The organism is Streptomyces sp. BBFR2 (assembly GCF_044497305.1).
Lineage (GTDB): Bacteria > Actinomycetota > Actinomycetes > Streptomycetales > Streptomycetaceae > Streptomyces.
The window spans coordinates 5,354,784-5,377,517 of record NZ_CP172415.1 but is presented as its reverse complement, the minus strand read 5'-3'; the positions used below and the strand labels follow the sequence as shown (position 1 = coordinate 5,377,517).

General features: G+C 72.9%; 22 protein-coding genes. 7 read left to right on the top strand and 15 right to left on the bottom strand.

What is annotated here, in order from left to right:
• Positions 1–54: 54 nt before the first annotated feature.
• Both ACGH2B_RS21885 and hisI read right to left on the bottom strand, forming a co-directional pair.
• Positions 55–1,593 (bottom strand): anthranilate synthase component I, encoded by a 1,539-nt coding sequence (locus ACGH2B_RS21885; protein ID WP_399092446.1) that lies wholly within the window; start codon positions 1,591–1,593, stop codon positions 55–57.
• A gap of 11 nt (positions 1,594–1,604) precedes the next feature.
• Positions 1,605–2,036 carry a phosphoribosyl-AMP cyclohydrolase gene (hisI, locus tag ACGH2B_RS21880; RefSeq protein WP_399092443.1) on the bottom strand — a complete coding sequence of 144 codons (432 nt, stop codon included), beginning with the start codon at positions 2,034–2,036 and terminating at the stop codon, positions 1,605–1,607.
• Positions 2,037–2,117: 81 nt separating this feature from the next.
• Here hisI and ACGH2B_RS21875 point away from each other — a divergent pair, with 81 nt between their 5' ends.
• Positions 2,118–2,750 (top strand): TIGR03085 family metal-binding protein, encoded by a 633-nt coding sequence (locus ACGH2B_RS21875; protein ID WP_399092440.1) that lies wholly within the window; start codon positions 2,118–2,120, stop codon positions 2,748–2,750.
• Between the two features lie 354 nt (positions 2,751–3,104).
• On the opposite strand, the gene hisF is transcribed toward ACGH2B_RS21875, so the two are convergent.
• From hisF to hisD, 8 genes are read right to left on the bottom strand one after another with little or no spacing between them, the layout of a single operon-like run.
• A complete protein-coding gene (hisF, locus tag ACGH2B_RS21870; RefSeq protein WP_399092437.1) occupies positions 3,105–3,872 on the bottom strand; it encodes an imidazole glycerol phosphate synthase subunit HisF in 768 nt (255 codons plus the stop codon).
• Positions 3,873–3,876: 4 nt separating this feature from the next.
• Entirely contained in the window at positions 3,877–4,329 is a 453-nt protein-coding gene (locus ACGH2B_RS21865) for a RidA family protein (protein ID WP_399092433.1), read from the bottom strand.
• Between the two features lie 23 nt (positions 4,330–4,352).
• A complete protein-coding gene (gene priA, locus ACGH2B_RS21860; RefSeq protein WP_399092430.1) occupies positions 4,353–5,081 on the bottom strand; it encodes a bifunctional 1-(5-phosphoribosyl)-5-((5-phosphoribosylamino)methylideneamino)imidazole-4-carboxamide isomerase/phosphoribosylanthranilate isomerase PriA in 729 nt (242 codons plus the stop codon).
• Positions 5,081–5,728, bottom strand: a complete 648-nt coding sequence (hisH, locus tag ACGH2B_RS21855) for an imidazole glycerol phosphate synthase subunit HisH (RefSeq protein WP_399092427.1) — start codon at positions 5,726–5,728, stop codon at positions 5,081–5,083. Before hisH ends, priA begins: the two co-directional genes overlap by 1 nt.
• The gene (locus tag ACGH2B_RS21850) at positions 5,719–5,883 is read right to left on the bottom strand and encodes a hypothetical protein (RefSeq protein WP_399092424.1); all 165 of its coding nucleotides are present in this window, start codon (positions 5,881–5,883) and stop codon (positions 5,719–5,721) included. Before ACGH2B_RS21850 ends, hisH begins: the two co-directional genes overlap by 10 nt.
• Complete coding sequence (gene hisB / locus ACGH2B_RS21845) at positions 5,880–6,473, bottom strand: imidazoleglycerol-phosphate dehydratase HisB (RefSeq protein ID WP_399092421.1); 594 nt, start codon at positions 6,471–6,473, stop codon at positions 5,880–5,882. The genes ACGH2B_RS21850 and hisB overlap by 4 nt, the downstream gene beginning before the upstream one ends.
• Complete coding sequence (locus ACGH2B_RS21840; protein WP_399092418.1) at positions 6,470–7,615, bottom strand: histidinol-phosphate transaminase; 1,146 nt, start codon at positions 7,613–7,615, stop codon at positions 6,470–6,472. Before ACGH2B_RS21840 ends, hisB begins: the two co-directional genes overlap by 4 nt.
• Positions 7,612–8,934 carry a histidinol dehydrogenase gene (gene hisD, locus ACGH2B_RS21835; RefSeq protein ID WP_399092414.1) on the bottom strand — a complete coding sequence of 441 codons (1,323 nt, stop codon included), beginning with the start codon at positions 8,932–8,934 and terminating at the stop codon, positions 7,612–7,614. The genes ACGH2B_RS21840 and hisD overlap by 4 nt, the downstream gene beginning before the upstream one ends.
• A gap of 270 nt (positions 8,935–9,204) precedes the next feature.
• Between hisD and ACGH2B_RS21830 the strand changes: the two genes are divergently transcribed.
• The 3 genes from ACGH2B_RS21830 to ybaK all read left to right on the top strand — a co-directional run bounded on the left by ACGH2B_RS21830 (position 9,205) and on the right by ybaK (position 12,308).
• Positions 9,205–10,830, top strand: coding sequence for an oxidoreductase (locus ACGH2B_RS21830; RefSeq protein WP_399092411.1), 1,626 nt, complete (start codon positions 9,205–9,207; stop codon positions 10,828–10,830).
• A gap of 159 nt (positions 10,831–10,989) precedes the next feature.
• Complete coding sequence (locus tag ACGH2B_RS21825; protein ID WP_399092408.1) at positions 10,990–11,736, top strand: LON peptidase substrate-binding domain-containing protein; 747 nt, start codon at positions 10,990–10,992, stop codon at positions 11,734–11,736.
• 56 nt (positions 11,737–11,792) lie between these two features.
• Complete coding sequence (ybaK, locus tag ACGH2B_RS21820; RefSeq protein WP_399092405.1) at positions 11,793–12,308, top strand: Cys-tRNA(Pro) deacylase; 516 nt, start codon at positions 11,793–11,795, stop codon at positions 12,306–12,308.
• 160 nt (positions 12,309–12,468) lie between these two features.
• Here ybaK and ACGH2B_RS21815 read toward each other — a convergent pair whose 3' ends face one another.
• The 4 genes from ACGH2B_RS21815 to ACGH2B_RS21800 all read right to left on the bottom strand — a co-directional run bounded on the left by ACGH2B_RS21815 (position 12,469) and on the right by ACGH2B_RS21800 (position 16,482).
• On the bottom strand, positions 12,469–13,152 hold the full coding sequence (locus tag ACGH2B_RS21815; protein WP_399092402.1) for an ABC transporter permease: 684 nt from the start codon (positions 13,150–13,152) through the stop codon (positions 12,469–12,471).
• 81 nt (positions 13,153–13,233) lie between these two features.
• Positions 13,234–14,091: an ABC transporter permease gene (locus ACGH2B_RS21810; RefSeq protein WP_399092399.1), complete on the bottom strand. Its 858-nt coding sequence runs from the start codon at positions 14,089–14,091 to the stop codon at positions 13,234–13,236.
• 37 nt (positions 14,092–14,128) lie between these two features.
• Positions 14,129–15,139 (bottom strand): ABC transporter ATP-binding protein, encoded by a 1,011-nt coding sequence (locus ACGH2B_RS21805; RefSeq protein WP_399092396.1) that lies wholly within the window; start codon positions 15,137–15,139, stop codon positions 14,129–14,131.
• 62 nt (positions 15,140–15,201) lie between these two features.
• Entirely contained in the window at positions 15,202–16,482 is a 1,281-nt protein-coding gene (locus ACGH2B_RS21800; protein ID WP_399092393.1) for an NYN domain-containing protein, read from the bottom strand.
• Positions 16,483–16,754: 272 nt separating this feature from the next.
• Here ACGH2B_RS21800 and ACGH2B_RS21795 point away from each other — a divergent pair, with 272 nt between their 5' ends.
• Positions 16,755–16,931, top strand: coding sequence for a hypothetical protein (locus ACGH2B_RS21795; RefSeq protein ID WP_399092390.1), 177 nt, complete (start codon positions 16,755–16,757; stop codon positions 16,929–16,931).
• A gap of 125 nt (positions 16,932–17,056) precedes the next feature.
• On the opposite strand, the gene dnaE is transcribed toward ACGH2B_RS21795, so the two are convergent.
• A complete protein-coding gene (dnaE, locus tag ACGH2B_RS21790) occupies positions 17,057–20,599 on the bottom strand; it encodes a DNA polymerase III subunit alpha (RefSeq protein ID WP_399092388.1) in 3,543 nt (1,180 codons plus the stop codon).
• Positions 20,600–20,930: 331 nt separating this feature from the next.
• Here dnaE and ACGH2B_RS21785 point away from each other — a divergent pair, with 331 nt between their 5' ends.
• Together ACGH2B_RS21785 and ACGH2B_RS21780 are read left to right on the top strand one after the other, a co-directional pair.
• On the top strand, positions 20,931–21,623 hold the full coding sequence (locus tag ACGH2B_RS21785) for a hypothetical protein (protein WP_399092385.1): 693 nt from the start codon (positions 20,931–20,933) through the stop codon (positions 21,621–21,623).
• A 104-nt stretch (positions 21,624–21,727) separates the two neighbouring features.
• Positions 21,728–22,597 carry a thioredoxin domain-containing protein gene (locus ACGH2B_RS21780; protein ID WP_399092382.1) on the top strand — a complete coding sequence of 290 codons (870 nt, stop codon included), beginning with the start codon at positions 21,728–21,730 and terminating at the stop codon, positions 22,595–22,597.
• Positions 22,598–22,734 lie beyond the last annotated feature (137 nt).

Here is a 22,734-nt window from a genome sequence, read left to right as displayed (position 1 = left end):
GACGGCCGGGCCACGGGGTGGCCGGTGCCGCGGGCGGCTCGGGGGCGCGCGAGGTCAGCCGCCGAGGCGGTTGGCGGTGTGGACGGCGCGCAGCACGGCGGCGGCCTTGTTGCGGCACTCGGTGTCCTCGGCGACCGGGTCGGAGTCGGCGACGACGCCCGCACCGGCCTGCACGTACGCGGTGCCTTCGCGCAGCAGGGCGGTGCGGATGGCGATGGCGGTGTCGGAGTCGCCGGCGAAGTCGAGGTAGCCGACGCAGCCGCCGTACAGCCCGCGGCGGGTCGGCTCCAGCTCCTCGATGATCTGCAGGGCGCGGGGCTTGGGCGCGCCGGAGAGGGTGCCCGCGGGGAAGCAGGCGGTGAGGACGTCGAAGGCGGTGCGGCCCTCGGCGACGGTGCCGGTGACGGTGGAGACCAGGTGCATGACGTGGCTGTAGCGCTCCACCGACATGAAGTCGACGACCTCGACGCTGCCCGGCGCGCAGACCCGGCCCAGGTCGTTGCGGCCCAGGTCGACGAGCATCAGGTGCTCGGCGCGCTCCTTGGGGTCGGCCAGCAGCTCGTCGGCGAGGGCCTGGTCCTCCTGGACGCCCGCGCCGCGCGGGCGGGTCCCCGCGATGGGGTGCACCATGGCGCGGCCGTCCTCGACCTTGACCAGCGCCTCGGGGCTGGAGCCGACCACGTCGAAGGCGCCGCGGTCACCGTCGGCGGCGAAGCGGAAGAGGTACATGTACGGGCTGGGGTTGGTGGCCCGCAGCACCCGGTAGACGTCGAGGGCGCTCGCCGTGCACGGCGTCTCGAAGCGCTGCGAGGGCACCACCTGGAACGCCTCACCGGCGCGGATGCGCTCCTTGATGTCCTCGACGGCGTCCTGGTAGGCGGCGCCGCCCCACTCGGCGGTGAACGGCGGCAGCTCCGACGGCGGCAGCGCGGCGGCGCTCGCGGGCGCCGGGCGGGCGAGGTCGTCGGCCATCGCGTCGAGGCGGGCGACGGCGTCCGCGTACGCCTCGTCGACGCCGGTGTCGAGGTCGTTGTGGTTGATCGCGTTGGCGATGAGGAGGACGGTGCCGTTCCAGTGGTCGAGGACGGCGAGGTCGGAGGTGAGGAGCATGGTCAGCTCCGGCAGCCCGAGGTCGTCCTCGGTCCGCTCGCCGATCTTCTCCAGACGGCGGACGACGTCGTAGCCGAGGTAGCCGACCATGCCGCCGGTGAAGGGCGGCAGACCGGCGTCCTGAAGCAGGTCACGCGGGGTGTGCAGGGCCTCGACGGTGGCGCGGAGCGCGGCCAGCGGGTCGCCGCCGGAGGGCATGCCGACGGGCGGGGTGCCCAGCCAGTGGGCCTCGCCGTCGCGGGCGGTGAGGGTGGCGGCGCTGCGGACGCCGATGAACGAGTACCGCGACCACGTCCGGCCGTTCTCGGCGGATTCCAGGAGGAAGGTGCCGGGGCGCTCCCCGGCGAGTTTGCGGTAGAGGCCCACCGGGGTGTCGCCGTCGGCCAGCAGGCGCCGGGTGACGGGGATGACCCGGCGGTCCTTGGCGAAGGTGCGGAAGCTGTCGAGGTCCGGTGTGGCGGTGCCGGTGGTTCCCGTGGTCATGGCAGCGGAGCCTACTGGTCGCCGTCCGTGAGCAACACGTCGGCGTCGAAGCAGGTACGGGCCCCGGTGTGGCAGGCGGCGCCGGTCTGCTCGACGGTGACGAGGACGGTGTCGGCGTCGCAGTCGAGGGCGACCGAGCGGACGCGCTGGACGTGGCCGGAGGTGTCGCCCTTGACCCAGTACTCGCGGCGGCTGCGGGACCAGTAGGTGCAGCGGCCGGTGGTGAGGGTGCGGTGCAGCGCCTCGTCGTCCATCCAGCCGAGCATGAGGACCTCGCCGGTGCCGTACTGCTGGGCGATGGCCGGGACGAGACCGTCCGCGCCGTGCTTGAGGCGGGCGGCGACGGCGGGGTCGAGGGCGGTGCTGCCGGGGGCCGCGGGGCCGTCCGGGGCGGTCCGGTCCCGCGGGTCGGTGGCGGTGGTGTCGGTGGCGCGGCTGCTCATGGGGCCATTGTGCCGTGCGGGTCCGGTGGCGCGGGCCGCCCGTGCGTGGCAGGGCGGCGGGGCCGGTCGTAGGCTGACCGTATGTCGACCCATGCGAAGCGTGAACGGCTCCTGCTCGCCGACCTGTTGGAGAGCGCCGGTCCCGACGCGCCGACGCTCTGCGAGGGCTGGCGCACCCACGATCTGGCGGCCCATGTGGTGGTGCGCGAGCGCCGGGCGGACGCGGCGGGCGGCCTGCTGCTCAAGCCGCTGGCGGCCCGGCTGGAACGGGTCCAGGCGGAGTTCGCCGCGAAGCCGTACGACGAGCTGCTGGGGCTGATCCGCAGCGGCCCGCCGCGGATGTCGCCGTTCGCGCTGAAGCAGATCGACGAGGCGTCGAACACCGTCGAGTTCTACGTCCACGCCGAGGACGTACGGCGGGCGCAGCCGGACTGGGCGGCGCGGGAGGTGGACCCGGTCTTCGCGGACGCGCTGTGGACGCGGCTGGAGAAGATGGCGAAGCTGCTGGGCCGGAAGTCGCCGGTGGGCCTGGTGCTGCGGCGCCCGGACGGACGGACCGCGGTGGCCCACCGGGGCACCCCGGTGGTGACGGTCGTCGGCGAGCCCGGCGAGCTGACCCTCTTCGCCTTCGGCCGCCAGCAGGCCGTGGACGTGGAACTGACCGGCGACCCGGAGGCGGTGGCGGGCGCCCGGCAGGCGGAGCTGGGGGTCTGAGGGCGGGGCGGTCGCCACGTGGAGGTGTGAGGGCGTGGGGGCGGGCCGGGCTCGCGGCTCAGTCGCGCTCGGAGCCACGGTCCCGCGTCCGGCCGGGCTCGCGGCTCAGTCGCGCTCGGAGCCACGGTCCCGCGTCCGGCCGGGCTTGCGTGTCGGCCGCGCTCGGAGCCACGGCGCCGCGTCCGGCCGGGCTCGCGGCTCGGCCGCGCTCGGAGCCACGGCGCCGCGTCCGGCTGAGCTTGCTTCCCCCTGCGGCCCGCTTTCCCCTTACGGGTCGGTCCCGGCCCGTACGGCCCCCGGCACCGCCTCCCCCACCGGGCCCGGCGGGCCGACGGCACCGGCCGGCTCCCGGCCTCAGCGCACCGGGTGGCCCGCCTCCCGCAGGGCGCCCTTGACCTCGCCGATGCGCAGGTCGCCGAAGTGGAAGACGGAGGCGGCGAGGACCGCGTCGGCGCCGGCGGCCACGGCGGGGGCGAAGTCGGCGAGGCGGCCCGCGCCGCCGGAGGCGATGACGGGGACGGAGACGTGCTTGCGGACCGCCTCGATCATCTCCGTGTCGTAGCCGTCCTTGGTGCCGTCGGCGTCCATGGAGTTCAGCAGGATCTCCCCGGCGCCCAGCTCCGCCGCGCGGTGCGCCCACTCGACGGCGTCGACCCCGGCGGAGCGGCGCCCGCCGTGCGTGGTCACCTCGAAGGACGTGGCGCCGTCGTCGGACGGCACCCGGCGGGCATCGACGGAGAGCACCAGCACCTGGCTGCCGAACCGCTCCGCGATCTCCCGGATCAGCTCGGGCCGGGCGAGCGCCGCGGTGTTCACACCGACCTTGTCGGCGCCGGCCCGCAGCAGCTTGTCGACGTCCTCGGCGGTGCGCACCCCGCCGCCGACGGTCAGCGGGATGAAGACCTGCTCGGCGGTGCGGCGGACCACGTCATAGGTGGTCTCGCGGTTGCCGGAGGAGGCGGTGATGTCGAGGAAGGTCAGCTCGTCGGCGCCCTCCTCACCGTAGATCCGCGCCATCTCGACGGGGTCGCCCGCGTCGCGCAGGTTCTGGAAGTTCACGCCCTTGACGACCCGGCCGTTGTCGACGTCCAGGCAGGGGATGACTCGGACCGCCAAGGTCATGGCGTCAGGCTCCTTCGGAGGGGTGCGTGAAGCCTTCCGGTTGCTTGGAGGCTTCGGGTTGCGTGAAGCCTTCCGGTTGCTTGAAGGCTTCCAGTTCTACTTCGACCAGGACGCGGGAGTCGACGAAGCCGGAGACCACGACGAGGGTCGCGGCCGGCGGCGCGGCGCCGAAGATCTCCCGGTGGGCCCGGCCGACGGCGTCCACGTCCCGCGCGTGGGTCAGATACATCCGGGTGCGCAGGACGGCGGAGGCGTCCAGCCCGAACGGTTCCAGGGCCGCCAGGGCGTTGCCGAAGGCGGCCTTCGTCTGTTCGTACGGATCGCCCTCGCCCTGGAGCACGCCGCCGGCGAGCGGCAGCGTGCCGGCGACCAGGACCCGGTCACCGGCGGCCACCGCGCGGGCGAAGCCGATCGCCTCTTCCCAGGGACTGTCCGTCCGTACCCGCTCGATGGTCATCACGCCGCCTTTCGGTCATCCGGTCACGACACTGCCGCGAGCGCCTCTTGAAGGGTGAACGCCTTCGCGTAGAGCGCCTTGCCGACGATCGCGCCCTCCACGCCCTCGGGCACCAGGGACGCCAGCGTCCGCAGGTCGTCGAGGGAGGAGACGCCGCCGGAGGCGACGACGGGGCGGTCGGTGGCCGCGCAGACGTTCTTCAGCAGCTCGACATTGGGGCCCTGGAGCGTGCCGTCCTTGTTGATGTCGGTGACGACGTAGCGGGCGCAGCCCTCGGAGTCGAGGCGGGCCAGCGTCTCGTAGAGGTCACCGCCGTCGCGGGTCCAGCCACGGCCGCGGAGCGTGGTGCCGCGGACGTCCAGACCCACCGCGATCTTGTCGCCGTGCTCGGCGATGACCTTGGCGACCCACTCGGGGGCCTCCAGCGCGGCGGTGCCGAGGTTGACGCGGCGGCAGCCGGTGGCGAGCGCCGCCTCCAACGAGGCGTCGTCGCGGATCCCGCCGGACAGCTCGACCTTGATGTCCATGGCGCGGGCCACCTCGGCGATCTGCGCGCGGTTGTCGCCGGTGCCGAACGCCGCGTCGAGGTCGACGAGGTGCAGCCACTCGGCACCGGCCTGCTGCCAGGCCAGCGCCGCCTGGAGCGGGTCGCCGTAGGAGGTCTCGGAGCCGGACTCGCCGTGCACCAGGCGGACGGCCTGGCCGTCGCGGACGTCGACGGCGGGGAGGAGTTCGAGCTTCGGGTGGGCCATCACAGGGTCTCGATCCAATTGCTCAGCAGTTGGGCTCCGGCATCGCCGGACTTCTCGGGGTGGAACTGCGTGGCCCACAGCGGGCCGTTCTCGACCGCGGCCACGAAGGGCGCACCGTGGGTGGCCCAACTGACCTTGGGGGCGGCGATGTGCGGGTTGCCGATCTCCAGCTCCCAGTCGTGCGCCGCGTACGAGTGGACGAAGTAGTAGCGGGCGTCCGCGTCCAGACCGGCGAAGAGACGCGAGCCGTCGGCCGCCTCGACGGTGTTCCAGCCCATGTGCGGGACGACGTCGGCCTTGAGCGGGCCGACGGTGCCGGGCCACTCGTCGAGGCCCTCGGCCTCCACGCCGTGCTCGATGCCGCGGGCGAAGAGGATCTGCATGCCGACGCAGATGCCCATGACCGGGCGGCCGCCGGAGAGGCGGCGGCCGACGATCCAGTCGCCGCGCGCGTCGCGCAGCCCCTTCATGCAGGCGGCGAACGCGCCGACGCCGGGGACGAGCAGCCCGTCGGCGTTCATCGCGCGGTCGTAGTCGCCGGTGATCTCCACATCGGCGCCGGCACGGGCCAGCGCGCGCTCGGCGGAGCGGACGTTACCGAAGCCGTAGTCGAAGACCACGACCTTCTTCGCGGCCGTCAATTCCACACCTCCAGCCGCATCACCCCGGCGACGAGGCACATCGCCGCGCCGATGGACAGCAGCGTGATCAGGCTGCGGGGCATCTTCTGCTTCCAGAAGGAGTAGATGCCGCCGACGAGGAAGAGACCGACCAGGATGAAGACGGTCGACAGGCCGTTCACAGGGCACCCTTCGTGGAGGGGAGGATTCCGGCGGCGCGCGGGTCGCGTTCGCTGGCGTACCGCAACGCCCGCGCCAGCGCCTTGAACTGGCACTCCACGATGTGGTGGGCGTTGCGGCCGTACGGGACGTGGATGTGCAGGGCGATCTGTGCCTGGGCCACGAAGGATTCGAAGATGTGCCGGGTCATCGTCGTGTCGTAGGTGCCGATCATCGGCGCCATGTTCTCCGGCTCGGTGTGCACGAGGTACGGGCGGCCGGAGAGGTCGACGGTGACCTGCGCGAGGGACTCGTCGAGCGGCACGGTGCAGTTGCCGAAGCGGTAGATGCCCACCTTGTCGCCGAGCGCCTGCCGGAAGGCGGCGCCGAGCGCGAGGGCGGTGTCCTCGATGGTGTGGTGGGTGTCGATGTGCAGGTCACCGTCGGTCTTGACGGTGAGGTCGAAGAGACCGTGGCGCCCGAGCTGGTCGAGCATGTGGTCGTAGAAACCGACACCCGTTGACACATCGACCTGGCCCGTACCGTCGAGGTCGATCTCGACGAGCACCGAGGTTTCCTTGGTCGTGCGCTCGACGCGTCCGACGCGGCTCATGCGCTTGGCTCCTTCATGATCTGGCGTACCGCTTCGAGGAACGCGTCGTTCTCGGCCGGGGTTCCCGCGGTGACCCGCAGCCAGCCCGGCACACCGTTGTCCCGGACCAGGACGCCCCGGTCGAGGAGGGCCTGCCAGGCGGCGTGCGCGCCGCCCGCGCCGTCGAACCGGCCGAACTGCACGAAGTTGGCGTCGGAGTCGACGACCTCGCAGCCCGCCGCGCGCAACTCCGCCACCAGACGGTCGCGTTCGGCCTTCAACTGCTCGACGTACTTCAGCAGGGTGTCGGTGTGCTCCAGGGCGGCCAGCGCGGTCGCCTGGGTCACGGCGGAGAGGTGGTAGGGCAGCCGGACGAGCTGGACGGCGCCGACCACGGCGGGGTCGGCGGCGAGGTAGCCCAGGCGGAGCCCGGCGGCGCCGAACGCCTTCGACATGGTCCGCGAGACGACGAGGTTGCGCCGCCCTTCGATCAGCGGCAGCAGCGAGCGCCGGTGGCTGAACTCGCCGTACGCCTCGTCGATCACCACCAGCGCGCCGCCGGTCGCCGCTCGCGCCGCCTGCGCGGCGTCGTACAGCGCGAGGACCGTCTCCGCGTCGACGGCGGTGCCGGTCGGGTTGTTCGGCGAGCAGATGAAGACCACGTCCGGGCGGCGCTCGGCGATGAGCGCCGTGGCCGCCGCGACGTCGATGGTGAAGTCGTCGTGGCGCGGTCCGGAGATCCACTCGGTGCCGGTGCCGCGGGAGATCAGCCCGTGCATGGAGTACGAGGGCTCGAAGCCGAGGGCCGCGCGGCCGGGACCGCCGAAGGTCTGCAGCAACTGCTGGAGGACCTCGTTGGAGCCGTTGGCCGCCCAGACCTGCTCCGCGGTGACCGGGTGGCCGCCGGTGCGGGTGAGGTAGCGGGCCAGCTCGGTGCGGAGCTCGACGGCGTCGCGGTCCGGGTAGCGGTTGAGGTCGCGGGCGGCGTCGGCGACCCGCTCGGCGATCCGCCGGACCAGCTCCTCGGGGAGCGGGTAGGGGTTCTCGTTGGTGTTCAGCCGGACCGGTACGTCCAGTTGCGGGGCGCCGTACGGGGTCTTGCCGCGCAGTTCGTCCCGGATGGGGAGCGCGTCCCAGGGGAACGCGTCGGGGCTGTTCGTCACTTGCTCTGCGGGACCTTCCAGTCGAACCGGGCCTTCAGCGCGGCGCCGTGGGCCGGGAGATCCTCGGCCTCGGCGAGGGTCACCACATGGTGGGCGACCTCGGCCAGCGCGTCGCGGGAGTAGTCCACGACATGGATGCCGCGCAGGAACGACTGCACGGACAGGCCCGAGGAGTGGCAGGCGCAGCCGCCCGTCGGCAGGACGTGGTTGGAGCCGGCGCAGTAGTCGCCCAGCGAGACCGGGGCGTACGGACCGACGAAGACCGCGCCGGCGTTGCGGACCCGGGCGGCGACGGCCGGGGCGTCGGCGGTCTGGATCTCCAGGTGCTCGGCGCCGTACGCGTCGACGACCGTCAGCCCGTCGTCGAGACCGTCGACGAGGACGATCGCGGACTGCTGTCCGGCCAGCGCCTCGGTGATCCGCTCGGTGTGCTTGGTGGCGGCCGTCTGCGTCTTCAGCTCGGCCTCGACCGCCTCGGCCAGCTCGGCGGAGTCGGTGACGAGGACGGCGGCGGCGAGGGTGTCGTGCTCGGCCTGGCTGATCAGGTCGGCGGCGACGTGGCGGGCGTCGGCGGTGGCGTCGGCGAGCACCGCGATCTCGGTGGGCCCGGCCTCGGCGTCGATGCCGATCCGGCCCTTGAGCAGGCGCTTGGCGGAGGCGACGTAGATGTTGCCGGGGCCGGTGACGAGGTTGACCGGGCGGCACTCGTCGGTGCCGTACGCGAACATCGCGATGGCCTGGGCGCCACCGGCGGCGTAGACCTCGTCGACGCCGAGCAGGGCGCAGGCGGCGAGGATCGTCGGGTGCGGCAGGCCCCCGAACTCCTTCTGCGGCGGCGAGCTGATCGCGACGCCCTCGACCCCGGCCTCCTGGGCGGGGACGACGTTCATCACGACGGACGACGGGTAGACCGCGCGGCCACCGGGGACGTACAGCCCGACCCGCTCGACCGGCACCCAGCGCTCGGTGACCGTGCCGCCGGGGACGACCTTGGTGGTGGTGTCCGTACGGCGCTGTTCGCGGTGGACGAGGCGGGCGCGCCGGATGGACTCCTCCAGGGCGGCGCGGACGGCCGGGTCCAGCTCGGCCAGGGCCCGCTCGATCGCCTCCGCCGGGACCCGGACCCGCTCGATCTCGACACCGTCGAACCGCCGCGCGCAGTCGATCAGCGCGGCGGTGCCGCGATGGCGTACGTCCTCGCAGATGGGCCGCACCTTCTCCAGGGCGGCTTCCACGTCGAACTCGGCACGGGGCAGCAGGTCGCGCAGGGCGCCGCCCTCGGGAAGGGCGTCACCGCGCAGATCGATTCGGGAGATCACCCTCCCAGTGTCTCAGACCCGCCCTCCGGCCCGGCCCGCCGTATCACCCAGTGATACACCGCACAATGCGCTGCGGACGGGCCCGTGAAGTTGACCGGAGTTGGCCCTGACCACGCGTGTTCAACAGGTCACGGGGCGGGCAAAGGCCGGATGACGGCTTCGGCGTGTCCCGCCGCCCGCCCCCGGTTCCCGCTCCGCGTACCGGTGTGGCGCGCGGACGGCGGGCGACACGCGGGCGCATCCGGACATCGAACGGAAGGGGGACGCGACGTGCTCGAACCCGGGGACGGGGACGCACCGGCGGATCTGCAGCTCACGTCGGCGGAATGGAGCATGTGGCAGGCGTTCCGCAACGGCAGCACCTGTGACCTGCACATCGGGGATCCGGCCCGGGACGATCCGCACGGCCGCCACCTGTGGGGACCGGAGCGCCGGATACGCGCGCGGGTGCTGGCACTGCTGCTGCTCGACGGGCCGCCGGCACAGCCCGGACGGGTCTCGGCGCTGAAGGTCACCGGGGCGTACATCACCGACATCCTCGACGTCGCGGGCGGCTCTATCAAGCCATTCGTGGAGCTGCGGGACTGCCGGTTCGAGGGCGAGGTCGTCCTGCCGGAGGCGCACTTCACGACGTTGCGGCTGGTGAACTGCGCGATGCCGCGGGTGGAGGCGGCGCGGCTGACCACCGAGGGCGATCTGCACCTGCCGCGGTGCGTGGTGCTCTCCGGCGTCCGGCTGACGGACGCGCACATCGGCACGGATCTGCTGCTGAGCCAGGCGGTGGTGCACAAGGACCGACAGGGCCGCTCGATCACGGCGGACGGGATGACCGTCACCCAGGACCTCCAGGCCGAGATGCTGGAGTCGTACGGCGAGCTGTCGCTGCGCGGGACGACCGTCGGCGGGTCGCTGAGTCTGCGCGGCAGCCGGCTGAGCAACCCGTTCGGCCGCCGCGCGCTGAACGCCCCGCAGCTCACCGTCGAGCGCACCTTGCACCTGACCGCCGCGGGCCTGGTGAACTCCCCGTTCGCCTCCGGCGCCACGCCGCCGTTCGGCACGGTCCACACCCCGGCGTACGGCACGGTCACCACGCCGCCGCGCGGCACGCGGATGCAGCGGTTCGAGTGCGAGGGCGGGATGCGGCTGGACGACGGGCGGTTCGGCGACGCGGTCGATCTGGAGCACGCGCGGTTCGTGATGGAGTCCGACCAGGAGCTGTCGCTGCGCCGTATCCAGACGCCCGAGCTGCGGTTCCTCGGGGAGCGGCCGCAGCGGGGCCGGGTGATCGTCTCCGGTGCCCGGGTCGTCAACCTCGTCGACCGCTCCGCGAGCTGGCCCGGCGCGGGCAGCCTCCAGATGGCCGGTTTCGCCTACGAGACGCTGATCCCCCGGGGCCACTTCCCGCTGTCCGCGCGGTTGCAGTGGGTGGCGGCGGCGACCCCGGAGTACGCCCCGGAGCCGTACGAGATGCTCGCCACGGCGCTGCGCTCCAGCGGCGAGGACGCGGACGCGCGGGTGGTGCTGCTGGCCAAGCAGCGGCGGCGGCGCGAGACGTTACCGCTGGCCGGGAAGGCGTGGGGCTACCTCCAGGACTGGACGGTGGCGTACGGCTACCGCCCCGGGCGGGCCTCGCTGTGGATGGCGATCCTGTGGGCGCTGGGCACGGTCTTCTTCACCTCCTCGCCGCCCCCGCCGCTCAAGGCGGACGAGGCGCCGCCGTGGAATCCGTACCTGTACGTCCTGGATCTGCTGCTGCCGGTGATCGACCTCGGCCAGCGGGCGGCGTGGAACCCGCGCGGCGGCGCGCAGTGGGTGGCGGCGGTGCTGATCATCGCCGGCTGGATCCTGGCGACGACGGTCGCGGCGGGCGCGTCACGGCTGCTGCGGCGGCAGTAGCGGGGGCGGACGGGCGGTGAGCGGCGCCGGGCGGCGCTCGCCGGGAACGCGGTGCGGCCCGTTCCCCGCCCGCTCCGCACCCGCCGTCACCGGGGCTTTCGCCCTCCGCGTAGCTCCCCGCATCCGGGCGGCGCGGCCCAGCCTCTAGGCTTACCCGCTGTGACCTCCGTACGGCTTCCGCTCTTCCCGCTCAACTCGGTGCTCTTCCCCGGACTCGTTCTCCCGCTGAACGTCTTCGAGGCCCGCTACCGGGCGCTGATGCGCGACCTCGGTGAGCTGCCCGAGGACGAGCGCCGGTTCGGGGTGATCGCGATCCGCGACGGCCGCGAGGTGGCACCGACCGCCCAGGGCATGCCGGACGCCACGCTGCCGGCCGCGGACGGGCCCGCCGCCGGGTTCGGTGACGACCCGATGGCCGCGTTCCACACCGTCGGCTGTGTCGCCGACGCGACGACGATCCGGCCGAAGTCCCCCGAGGAGGACTCCGGCTACGAGGTGCTGGCCACCGGCACCACCCGCTTCCGGCTGCTGTCGGTGGACGCCTCCGGGCCGTATCTGACCGCCGAGGTCGAGGAGCTGGACGAGGACGGCGGCGAGGGCGCGGGCGCGCTGGCGTCCGGTGTGGTCCGGGCGTTCCGTACGTATCAGAAGCGGCTGGCCTGGGCGAACGAGCGGACGCTGGCCGGCGGGCAGGATCTGCCGGGCGATCCGTCGGTGCTGTCGTACCTGGTGGCCGCGGCGGCGGTGCTCGACGTCCCGGCCAAGCAGCGGCTGCTGGCGGCGGCCGACACCGCGGACCGGCTCGGCCAGGAGCTGGAGATCCTGCGCCGCGAGTCGGCGGTGCTCGGTAAGCTCCCGTCGCTGCCGGCGGTGGATCTGACCCGGCGGCCGACCAGCCCCAACTGATCCGCCGCGGCCCGCGAGCCCGCCTCCCCCGTTCCCGAACGCAAGGCGCCGACGAGTTGTCCAAGAAGTCGAAGAAGGCCCAGGGCACGCACGCCGCGGCGGGCGGCACCCCGGCGACGGTCGCGCTGACCGCCGCGGGCGTGCCCTTCACCGTGCACGCCTACACCCACGATCCGGCCGCCGCCTCGTACGGCGAGGAGGCCGCCGAGGCGCTCGGGGTCGCGCCCGAGCAGGTGTTCAAGACGCTGCTGGCGGACGTCGACGGCGCGCTGACCGTCGCGGTGGTGCCGGTCTCCGGCTCCCTCGACCTCAAGGCGCTGGCGGCGGCGGTGGGCGGCAAGCGGGCCGCGATGGCCGATCCGGCCGCCGCCGAGCGGAGCACCGGCTACGTCCGCGGCGGCATCTCCCCGCTGGGCCAGCGCAAGCGGCTGCGGACGGTCGTGGACGCCTCGGCCGAGGGCCGCCCCACCATCTGCGTCTCGGCCGGCCGCCGCGGCCTGGAGGTCGAACTCTCCCCCGCGGACCTCGTCACCCTCACCGGCGCCGTGGTGGCGCCGATCGGACGGGGCTGAGCGGGCGGACCGGTCCGTGCGCGGCGGCAGCGGCCGGACGCCCGCGTCCGGCCGCTCCCGGCGTCCGGCGACCGCCCTGTACGCGGCGATCCCCGCCGTACGCGGCTGCTTCCGGCCCGCCGCCGCGTACGCACCGGCGGGCCGTCACCGCGCCGGGCCGTCAGCCCGCCGGATCGTCCTTCGTCAGGTCCGGCGCCCCCGGCACCGGTGTCCCCGGCAGCAGTTCCTCGTCGCGGGGGGCGAGGAGACCGGTCAGGGCGAGCTGGGTCACCATCGCGGCGATCGGCCAGGCCAGCAGGACGCCCATGGCCTGGAGGCGCAGCGGTCCGTCGAAGACGACGCCGGGGCCGACCTGCACGGCGTGGGCGGCGAGGTCGTCGGTCGGGCCGAGCACCATGCCGAGCTGCCAGCCCAGGACGGAGCCGAGGAGTCCGCCGACGGCCAGCGCGATCACCAGCGGCACCCCGCCGCGGCGGCGCAACCGGAACAGCACGGCCGTACTGACGATGCCGAAACCGGCCGCGAGCAGCAGGAAGACACCGTCGGCGCCGATCGCCTCCTCCCCCTCGGTGTCCTTGAGGTAGACGCTGTGGGTGTTGGCGATCAGCGGGACGCGCGGGGCCAGCCAGAGCCAGAGCAGGCCGAGCAGCGCGCCGATGAGCGCGAGGACGAGGGCGGTCAGCGCCGCCTCGCGCAGCTCCTGGCCGAGCGGCGGGCCGTCGGACGCCTCACCGGTCGGCGGATGCGCGGGCGGGGTGGCCGACGACCCCGCGCCGGTGTCGGTCGGCGGGGTGGGCGGCTCGTCGGACGGTTGGTCGTCGCGTGGCGTCAGCGGTGCGGTCACCCCGTCATCGTGCCAGGTGGGCGGGGTGGCTCCGGCGGCAGGACGGCGCCGGGCCGCGCCCGCCGCCGCGGCGGTGGTACGTCAGCGGGTCGCCGCGCGGCGGAACGCCCAGGTCGCGGCGGTCAGCGCGAGCAGCCCCACCCCGGCGCAGACACCCAGGTCGACGGCGACCACCAGCCAGTCCGGGTCCGCGTCGAAGGTGCGGATCAGCGCCTCCACGCCGTACGTCGACGGCAGCAGATCGCGGGCGAGACCGAGGACCGCGGGCAGCCGCTCGGCGGGCAGCACCCCGAGCAGCAGCGCCGCCGACATGCCGAGCTGTCCGCAGAGCGTCGCCAGTTCCTGACGCGGCGCGAGCAGCCCGAGGAAGGCGCCGAGCCCGGCGAGCGCCGCACCGGCCAGCGGCAGCACGGCGGCGAGCACCCACAGATGCGCCATCGGCAACTGGAACAGCACGCAGCCGATGACCGCCGTGGCCACCGTGCCGGGGACGGTGAACGACGCGTACGCGGCGGCTGCGCCCAGCACCACGGCGGCGGGCGGCACCGGCAGCGTCGCGTAGTGGTCGAGCCCGCCGCCCGCCCGCAACTGCCCGAAGTACTGCGCCAGCAGGTTGAGCGCGACGAAGGCGACGACCAGCACGCTGGACCCGGCGACCACGGCCCGCGCCTCGGCGGGCCCGTCGGCCACCCCGCGCATCAGGACCATGATCCCGACGGACTGGAAGGTGGCGACGAAGAGCAGCGGGATACGGGCGACCCGGGCGCGGGAGAGCTGCGCGCGGTAGACGGCGCCGAGCGCGGGCAGCAGCCGGGCGCGCGGGGCCAGCGGCGCGGGCCACGGCTCCCGGTCGTGGTGCGCCTCCGGGGCGTCGCCGGGCCGCGCCCGCCCGTCCGCCGGTGCCGCCCCGGCCACCGCTCGCGCGGAAACCCCACTCACGCGTTCACTCTGCCTTTCGGTTCGGCGGCCCGGCGGTTCACGCCTTGACCAGTCCCTCGGCGCGGCCGCCGAGCGCGAGGTAGACATCCTCCAGGCTCGGGGTGGCGAGAGTGAAATCGTCGAGCGCCGCGAAGGCGGCACCGGAGGTGACGTCGGCGACGGCGGCGCGGGCGGCGTCGGCGGGCAGCCGCAGCGTCCAGCGGCGGCCCGCGACGCGCGCGGCGGGCTCCAGCGCCGCGACCTCGGGGACGTCGAGCGGCGGCCGGTCACGCCAGACCAGATCGAGCCGGACCTCGTCACTGACCCGCTCCTTCAGCCCGCCGGGCGTGTCGCAGGCGATGACCTGACCGCGGTCGATCACCGCGACGCGGTCCAGGACGGTCTCCGCCTCCAGGACGTTGTGGGTCACCAGCAGCACCGTGGCGCCGCGGTCGGCGCGGCGGCGGTCGACGGCGGCCCAGACGGCACGGCGGGCCACCGGGTCCATACCGGTGGTCGGCTCGTCCAGGACGAGGAGCGGACGGTCGCCGGTGAGGACGGCGGCGAAGCAGGCGAGGCGGCGCTGGCCGCCGGAGAGCTTCTTCAGCGGGCGGTCGGCGAGCGCGTCGAGGGCGAGTTCGGCGAGGACGGCGTCGCGCTCGGCGCGGGCCTCGTGCGGCCCCAGCCCGCGCAGCCGGCCGGTGGTCTCCACGGCCAGCGCGACGGTCATCTCGTCGAGGGCGGTGGACTCCTGGCCGAGGTAGCCCAGGAGCCGGGCGGCGCGGTCGGGGTGGCGGACCACGTCGTGGCCGAGGATGCGGACGGTGCCGGAGTCCGGGCGGAGCAGTCCGGTGAGCTGGCGGACGAGGGTGGACTTCCCTGCGCCGTTGGGGCCGAGCAGTCCGAAGATCTCTCCGCGGCGGACGTCGAGGCTGATGCCGTCGTTGGCGCGTACCTCGGGGGTGCGTGCCGCGCCCCGGCGCCCGCGTACCGCGGGGTACGTCTTGATCAGGTCCCGCACGGCGCAGACCGTTCCGCCGTGTTCCGCCTGTTCCGTGCCCGTGCTCACGAGCTATGAGGGTACGCGCCCGCGGACCGCTCCCGGCCCGCGGGGCGGCGGGCGCGGCGCGGTCAGTCGGCGGCGGGGACGTGCCCGGCGGCGGTGCGCACGTCGACCTCGCGCCAGAACCCGGCGCGGATCGCGTACCGGTCGTGCTCGTCGATCTGGTCGTCCTTGTGGGCGAGGAGGCCGAAGCGGGCGGCGTAGCGCAGCAGTTCACCGTCGATGCGGTGCGGGATGCGCGGGTACTCGGTGGAGAGCTGCTGGAGGTGGACGGTGTCCGAGAGGCGTTCGGTCCAGCGGCGGGCGAAGACCTGGCCGACCTCGAACGGGTCGCCGCTGACGGCGGTGATGTCCTCCTCGCGGTCGGCCCAGCGCTGCTCGGCGCTGGTGAGCTGGGCGAGGGTGGGCAGCGAGGCGGTCTCGGAGGGCTCGCCGGCGGGGCCGCCGCGCTCGACCCAGCCGCGGTCGGACGACCAGCGCAGGGTGGCGCTCGGGGCGGGCTGCTGGGACGCCGCGGAGGCCGGGGCGGTGCCGTGGGCGCGGCCGAGACCGGCGAGATCCTTGGGGGTGGGGACGACCTTGGCGGCGGGCGAGCCGTTGGTGTCGGAGGCGGTGTCGCGGCCGCCGTTCCGGGCGGGCGTGGCCGGTGCCGGGCGGTCGGTGCCGGGGCGGTCGCCGTCGGGGCGGGCGGGGGACGCGGCGGCCGCGGCGGCGGCCACCGCGGACTCGGGCAGCGGCGCGGAGAGGATCGCGGCGATCTCCGGGCGGGGCGCGGGCGGCGGGGCGCAGGGGCCGCCCAGCTCCTTGGCGCGGATGGCGCGGGTGATCCAGGCGCGGTCCAGGACGCGGCGTTCGTCGGCCTCGGCGACCAAGTCCTCGGACTGGTTGTAGTCGCCGTCAGCGGCCTGGACGGCCCAGAGGTGGACGGCGACGCCGTGCTCCTTGGCGGACATCAGGCCGGGCAGCAGATCGCCGTCGCCGGTGACCAGGACGATGTCGGAGCAGGCGCGGTTACGGGCCAGCTCGGTCAGCTCGGCGTGCATGGCAGCGTCCACGCCCTTCTGCGCCCAGCGGCCGTCGCTGCGGGTCAGGGCGCCGAGCCGGACGGTGACGCGGGGCATCACGCGCAGCCGGCGGTGCTCGGGCTGCGGGACGCGGTCGGGGGCGCCGTCGAACCAGTAGATCCGCAGCAGCGGCCGCTCGGTGTCGGCCTCGGCGCGGCGGCGCAGCCCCTGGATCAGGGCCGCGTGATCGACGGTGATCCGGGACCTCGCGGGCTCTCCGGCAAGCAGGCTGGCGGCGGCTCCGAGCAAGTACCCGGCGTCCACCAGGACGACGCAGCGATCCACGATCCACCCTCTTCCCTGGAGGTGCTGAAGTCCGATCGCCCCCCGGTGCGAGTTTCCTTCGGCTTTCCTTCGAGTCTGCCCGACCGTACGGGGGTTAACTGCCGGAACTCGATCTTCGGCGTGGCGGATTGGACGGGTCCGCGGGCGAGCGGGGTGGGCGCGGCGCGCGGATCCCCTTCTCACCCATGGTAATTGCCGGAAATGCAGGGTTTCGTCCCGCGTGTAAGTCTGGTCACGGCCCGATCACAGGATCCCCCTCAGGAGGCACGGTCATGGCCAAGCACAAGAAGGACCGAAGTAAGCAGCAGCGGGGCGGCCCGGCCCAGCAGGGCCGCGAGGAAGCGCAGAAGTCGACGATCGAGGCGATCCAGCACTCGCAGCAGCACACGGCGCAGGGCAGCCCGGCGGATGTCGCGCGCAAGCACCAGCGGCGCTTCGGGCACAACTGATCCGGAACACAGGTGACGCGGCGCGGTGAGCGCCGCCGCGGGCGGAGGTCAACGGACGTCCGCCGCAGGGAAGTCGAGGGGCGCGCCCGCTGCGGGCGCGCCCCTCGAAGGTGTGCGGTGTGCTCTCAGCCGGCCAGGCAGGACGGGCCGAGCAGCACCTTCAGATCGCCGAAGAGCGACGGGTCGGGCGTGACGCGGTGCCGGTCGAGGCGGAGGACCGTGGTCTTGCGGGTGCCCTGGAGCTTGATCCGTACCTCGGTGGAGCCGCGGTGACTGGTCAGCACCTCGCCGAGCTTCTCCACCAGCGGCGGGGTGACCTTCAGCGTCGGGATGGTGATCGTGACGGGGGCGTTGGCGCCCGCCTCCGAGAGGTCGGGGACCATCATCTCCATGGCGACCAGCCGCGGCACGTCCTCGCGCTTGTCGAGCCGTCCCTTGACGAAGACCACCGCGTCCTCGACGAGCTGGGTGGAGACGAGCTGGTAGGTGGCGGGGAAGAACATGCAGTCCAGGGAGCCGGCGAGGTCCTCGACGGTGGCGATGGCCCAGGCGTTGCCCTGCTTGGTCATCTTCCGCTGGAGACCGGAGATGATGCCGCCGATGGTGACGATCGAGCCGTCGGAGTAGTCGCCGCCGGTCAACTGGGAGATCGCCGCGTCCGCCTTGTCGGAGAGGACGTGCTCCAGCCCGAAGAGCGGGTGGTCGGAGACGTACAGGCCGAGCATCTCGCGCTCCTGGGCGAGCAGGTACGTCTTGTCCCACTCGACGTCGGAGAACTCGACGTCGAGGCCGAAGCCGGGGCCGTCGTCGCCGCTGTCGTCGCCCATGCCGCCGAAGAGGTCGAACTGTCCCTCGGCCTCCTTGCGCTTGACCTGCACGACGTTGTCGATCATCGGCTCGTACTGCGCGGTGAGGCCCTTGCGGGTGTGGCCCATCTCGTCGAACGCGCCCGCCTTGATCAGCGATTCGGTGGTGCGCTTGTTGCAGACGACCGCGTCGACCTTGTCGAGGTAGTCGGGGAAGGAGGTGTACTTCCCCTTGGCCTTGCGGCACCGGATGATCGAATCGACGACGTTCTGGCCGACGTTGCGGACCGCGGTGAGGCCGAAGAGGATCACGTCGTCGCCCTGGGCGGCGAAGTTGGCCAGCGATTCGTTGACGTTCGGCGGCAGCACCTTGATGCCCATGCGGCGGCACTCGTTCAGGTAGACCGCCGACTTGTCCTTGTCGTCACGGACCGAGGTGAGCAGCGCGGACATGTACTCGGCCGGGTAGTTGGCCTTGAGGTAGGCGGTCCAGTAGGTGACCAGGCCGTACGCGGAGGAGTGCGCCTTGTTGAACGCGTAGCCGGCGAACGGGACCAGGACGTCCCACAGTGCCTGGATCGCCTGGTCGCTGAAGCCGTTCTTCTTGGCGCCCGCCTGGAAGAGGACGAAGTTCTTCTCCAGCTCCTCGGGCTTCTTCTTGCCCATCACGCGGCGGAGGATGTCGGCCTCGCCGAGCGAGTACCCGGCGACGATCTGGGCGGCCTTCTGGACCTGCTCCTGGTAGACGATGAGGCCGTAGGTCAGGCCCAGGACCTCCTTGAGCGGCTCCTCCAGCTCCGGGTGGATCGGGGTGATCTCCTGGCGGCCGTTCTTGCGCTCGGCGTAGTTGGTGTGGGAGTTCATGCCCATCGGGCCCGGGCGGTACAGGGCCGAGACGGCGGAAATGTCCTCGAAGTTGTCGGGCTGCATCTGGCGCAGCAGCGACCGCATCGGACCGCCGTCGAACTGGAAGACGCCGAGCGTGTCACCGCGGCAGAGGAGTTCGTACGTCTTGGGGTCGTCCAGCGGGATCTCCAGGAGGTCCAGCTTGATGCCCTTGTTGGCCTCCACCATCTTGACGGCGTCGTCCATGATGGTGAGGTTGCGCAGGCCCAGGAAGTCCATCTTCAGCAGGCCCAGCGACTCGCACTGGGGGTAGTCCCACTGCGTGATGGTCACGCCGTCGGTGTGGCGCACCCAGACCGGGGCGTGGTCGACGATCGGCTCGCTGGACATGATCACGCCCGCCGCGTGCACACCCATCTGCCGGACCAGCCCCTCGACGCCCTTGGCGGTGTCGATGACCTTCTTGACGTCCGGCTCGTTCTCGTACATCGAGCGGATCTCGCCCGCCTCGCTGTAGCGGGGGTGCTTGGGGTCGGTGATGCCGGAGAGGTCGATGCCCTTGCCGAGGACGTCGGCCGGCATCGCCTTGGTGAGGCGGTCACCCATCGCGTACGGGTAGCCCAGGACGCGCGCGGAGTCCTTGATGGCGTTCTTCGCCTTGATCTTGCCGTAGGTGCCGATCATGGCGACCTTGTCGGCGCCGTACTTCTCCGTGACGTACCTGATCACCTCGACGCGCCTGCGCTCGTCGAAGTCGATGTCGACATCGGGCATGGAGACGCGCTCGGGGTTGAGGAACCGCTCGAAGATCAGCCCGTGCTCGATCGGGTCGAGGTCGGTGATGCCCATGGCGTACGCGACGATCGAACCGGCCGCGGAGCCACGGCCCGGGCCCACCGCGATGCCGTTGTTCTTCGCCCACATGATGAAGTCGGCGACGACGAGGAAGTACCCGGGGAACCCCATCTGGATGATGATGTCCATCTCGTACTCCGCCTGCTTCTGGCGGTCGTCCGGGATGCCTCCGGGGAAGCGGCGGGCCATGCCGCGCCGGACCTCTTCCTGGAACCAGGTGACCTCGGTGTAGCCCTCGGGGATGTCGAACTTCGGCATGAGGTCGCGCTTTTCGAACATGCCGTCGGTGTTGATCTGCTCGGCGACCAGGAGGGTGTTGCGGCACCCCTCCTGCCAGGCGTCCGAGGAGTCGATGGCGTACATCTCGTCGGTGGACTTGAGGTAATAGCCGGTGCCGTCGAAGCGGAAGCGGTCGGGGTCGGAGAGGTTCTTGCCGGTCTGGATGCACAGCAGCGCGTCGTGGGCGGTGGCCTCGTGCGCGTAGGTGTAGTGCGAGTCGTTGGTGACCAGCGGCGGGATGCCCAGCTCCTTGCCGATCTTGAGGAGGTCCTCGCGGACCCGGCGCTCGATGTCGATGCCGTGGTCCATCAGCTCCAGGAAGTACCGCTCCTTGCCGAAGATGTCCTGGTACTCGCCCGCCGCCTTCCTGGCCTCCTCGTACTGGCCCAGCCGCAGCCGGGTCTGGAGCTCGCCGGAGGGGCAGCCGGTGGAGGCGATCAGGCCCTCGGACCACTGGGCGATGGTCTCCTTGTCCATCCGCGGCCACTTCTGGAGCCAGCCCTCGGCGTAGGCGTCCGAGGAGAGGCGGAAGAGGTTGTGCAGCCCGGTCTTGTTCGCCGCCCAGATGGTCTTGTGGGTGTACCCACCGGAACCGGAGACGTCGTCGCGCTTCTGGTGCGGCTGGCCCCACTGCACCTTGCGCTTGAGCCGCCGCGACTCGGGGGCGACGTACGCCTCGATGCCGATGATCGGGGTGACCCCCGCCTTCTGCGCGGAGTGGAAGAAGTCGTACGCGCCGTGGAGGTTGCCGTGGTCGGACATGGCGATGTGCGTCATGCCCATCTCGTTGCACGCGGCGAACATGTCCTTGAGCCGCGCGGCACCGTCCAGCAGCGAGTACTGGGTGTGGACGTGCAGGTGCGTGAAGGGCGGCTTGGTCACGGCGGGAGACCTCCGGAGAAGGGCGGCGGACGGGGGCACGACGAGCTACGGGCGGCGCCCGGGGCGCCGCACCGCGGAAGGTGTGGGCAGCTTCGGAGTCTACGGCCCGGCACCGACAACGCGGCTCCGCCGCGACCCGTGACGCGGGTGCGCGCGCCCGCCCGTCCGGCCCCCGCGGACGGGCGGCGGACGGCTCGCGGCGATCCCCCGCGGCGCCCGCCCCGGTGGCCGCCGCACCACCCCGGAAGCCGCCCGCACGCTGCGGAAACCGGCCACCGGCCACCGGGAACGGCGTCCGGCCCGCACCCTCGGGGACCGCTCGCGCGGGTTCATGGCACACTCGCTGGCGATGGACATCTCGGCGGCACACCTGCGGGCGGTGCGTGCGGCGCTTTTCACAGCGCTGTGCGTGGCGCTGTCCGCCGCGTCCCATGTGCTGCTGACGCGGATGCCGCTGCCGCTCACCACCGTCGCCGTCGTCTCGGGCGCGGTCTTCGCCCTCGCCTACGCGCTGGCCGGCGGCGAGCGGAGCTTCGGGCGGATCGCCGCCCTGCTGCTGCCGCTGGAACTGGCCGCCGACGCGGTCTTCAGCTACGGCCAGCACGCCTGCTACGGCCTCTCCGGCGGCCCGGTGACCGGTCCGCTGCACACCCTGGGCATCGATCTGCTCTGCGGCGGCGGGGACGTCGGTGCCCCGCTGGCGCAGTTCTCCGGGCGGGGCGCCGGGCCGCTGCTCGCCTTCCCCGCCGGGTCCGGGTGGCTGCTGCTGGTCGCGCATCTGCTGGTCGGGCTGGTGGCCGCCGCCTGGCTGCGCCGCGGCGAGGCGGCGCTGGCGCAGTTGCTCGGCGCGGTCGCCCACTTCGCGTTCCGCCCGCTGCTGGCCGCCGTCGCGCTGTGCGTACGGGTGCCCGCCCCTCGGCGGCCGGCCGCCCGCCGGGGCGCCGGTGATCCGCCCGCACCCCGCCCGCCGCTGCTGGTGCACTCCGTCGTCCGCCGTGGACCGCCCTGCGTACTCGCTGCCTGAGCCCTTTTCCGGGCCGCAGCCCGCGTACCGCTCCCTTTTCCCGGGTGCGTACGCGTTCCGTACGCACCGCACACCCTTCCCACGGATTTCTCCGGAGACATGTCATGAGCAACCGCAACACCCAGGCCAACAAGCAGGCGGCGCGCGAGCGGCTGCGTGCCGAGCGTGAGCGGCAGGCGAAGAAGGACAAGATGCGGCGGCAACTGACCGTCGGCGGCGCGATCGTCGCGGTGCTGGCGATCGCCGGCGGCATCGGCGTCATGGTCGCCAAGTCCGGTGGCGGCGACACCACCAGCGCCACCGCCACCGTCAGCGACATGGCGGGCGACAGCAAGGCGTGGGCCAAGGCGGCCAAGGCCAAGCTGGTCAAGCCCGCGCACACCGCCGGCGCCAAGGGCACCACCCTCGTCATCGGCAAGGCGGACGCCAAGCACACCCTGGAGCTGTTCGAGGACCCGCGCTGCCCCGGCTGCGCCAACTTCGAGCAGAACGTCGGCGAGATCGTCCAGAAGGACATCGAGGACGGCAAGTACAAGGCCCGCTTCCACCTGGCGACCTTCCTGGACTCCAACCTCAAGGGCACCGGCTCCAAGAACGCGCTGAGCGCACTGGGCTCGGCACTGAACGTCAGCACGGACGCGTTCCTCAAGTACAAGGAAGCGCTGTACTCCAAGGAGTTCCACCCGGACGAGATGGGTCCGGACAAGTTCGCCGACGACAACTACCTGCTCAAGGTCGCCGACACCGTGCCCGCGCTGAAGGGCAACAAGGACTTCGAGAAGGCCGTGAAGGCGGGCGTCTACGACCGCTGGGCGCTGGAGATGTCCGTCGAGTTCAACTCGCACAAGGACGTCAACAACACCCCGACGGTCAAGCTCGACGGCAAGGAGATCGGGATCCAGAGCGGCCCGAACAAGGTCGCCCCGTCCACCCCGGACGACTTCAACCGCATCGTCGGTGAAGGTCTGAAGTAGGGCTCCGGGCGGCGGGCGCGTGCCCGCCGCCCGATGCCAAATCTTGACCCGGGAGTCTGCCGTGGACATGGCAGACTCCCGGCATGCCCCCCACGCTCCTCCTGATCCGCTGCCTGCCGCACCGCGGCCCGCCGTTC

Excerpts from the sequence above, each read along its gene's own strand:
- ACGH2B_RS21885 (WP_399092446.1), bottom strand. The coding sequence starts at position 1,593 with ATGACCACGGGAACCACCGGCACCGCCACACCGGACCTCGACAGCTTC.
- hisI (WP_399092443.1), bottom strand. The coding sequence starts at position 2,036 with ATGAGCAGCCGCGCCACCGACACCACCGCCACCGACCCGCGGGACCGG.
- ACGH2B_RS21875 (WP_399092440.1), top strand. The coding sequence starts at position 2,118 with ATGTCGACCCATGCGAAGCGTGAACGGCTCCTGCTCGCCGACCTGTTG.
- hisF (WP_399092437.1), bottom strand. The coding sequence starts at position 3,872 with ATGACCTTGGCGGTCCGAGTCATCCCCTGCCTGGACGTCGACAACGGC.
- ACGH2B_RS21865 (WP_399092433.1), bottom strand. The coding sequence starts at position 4,329 with ATGACCATCGAGCGGGTACGGACGGACAGTCCCTGGGAAGAGGCGATC.
- priA (WP_399092430.1), bottom strand. The coding sequence starts at position 5,081 with ATGGCCCACCCGAAGCTCGAACTCCTCCCCGCCGTCGACGTCCGCGAC.
- hisB (WP_399092421.1), bottom strand. The coding sequence starts at position 6,473 with ATGAGCCGCGTCGGACGCGTCGAGCGCACGACCAAGGAAACCTCGGTG.
- ACGH2B_RS21795 (WP_399092390.1), top strand. The coding sequence starts at position 16,755 with ATGGCCAAGCACAAGAAGGACCGAAGTAAGCAGCAGCGGGGCGGCCCG.
- ACGH2B_RS21785 (WP_399092385.1), top strand. The coding sequence starts at position 20,931 with ATGGCACACTCGCTGGCGATGGACATCTCGGCGGCACACCTGCGGGCG.
- ACGH2B_RS21780 (WP_399092382.1), top strand. The coding sequence starts at position 21,728 with ATGAGCAACCGCAACACCCAGGCCAACAAGCAGGCGGCGCGCGAGCGG.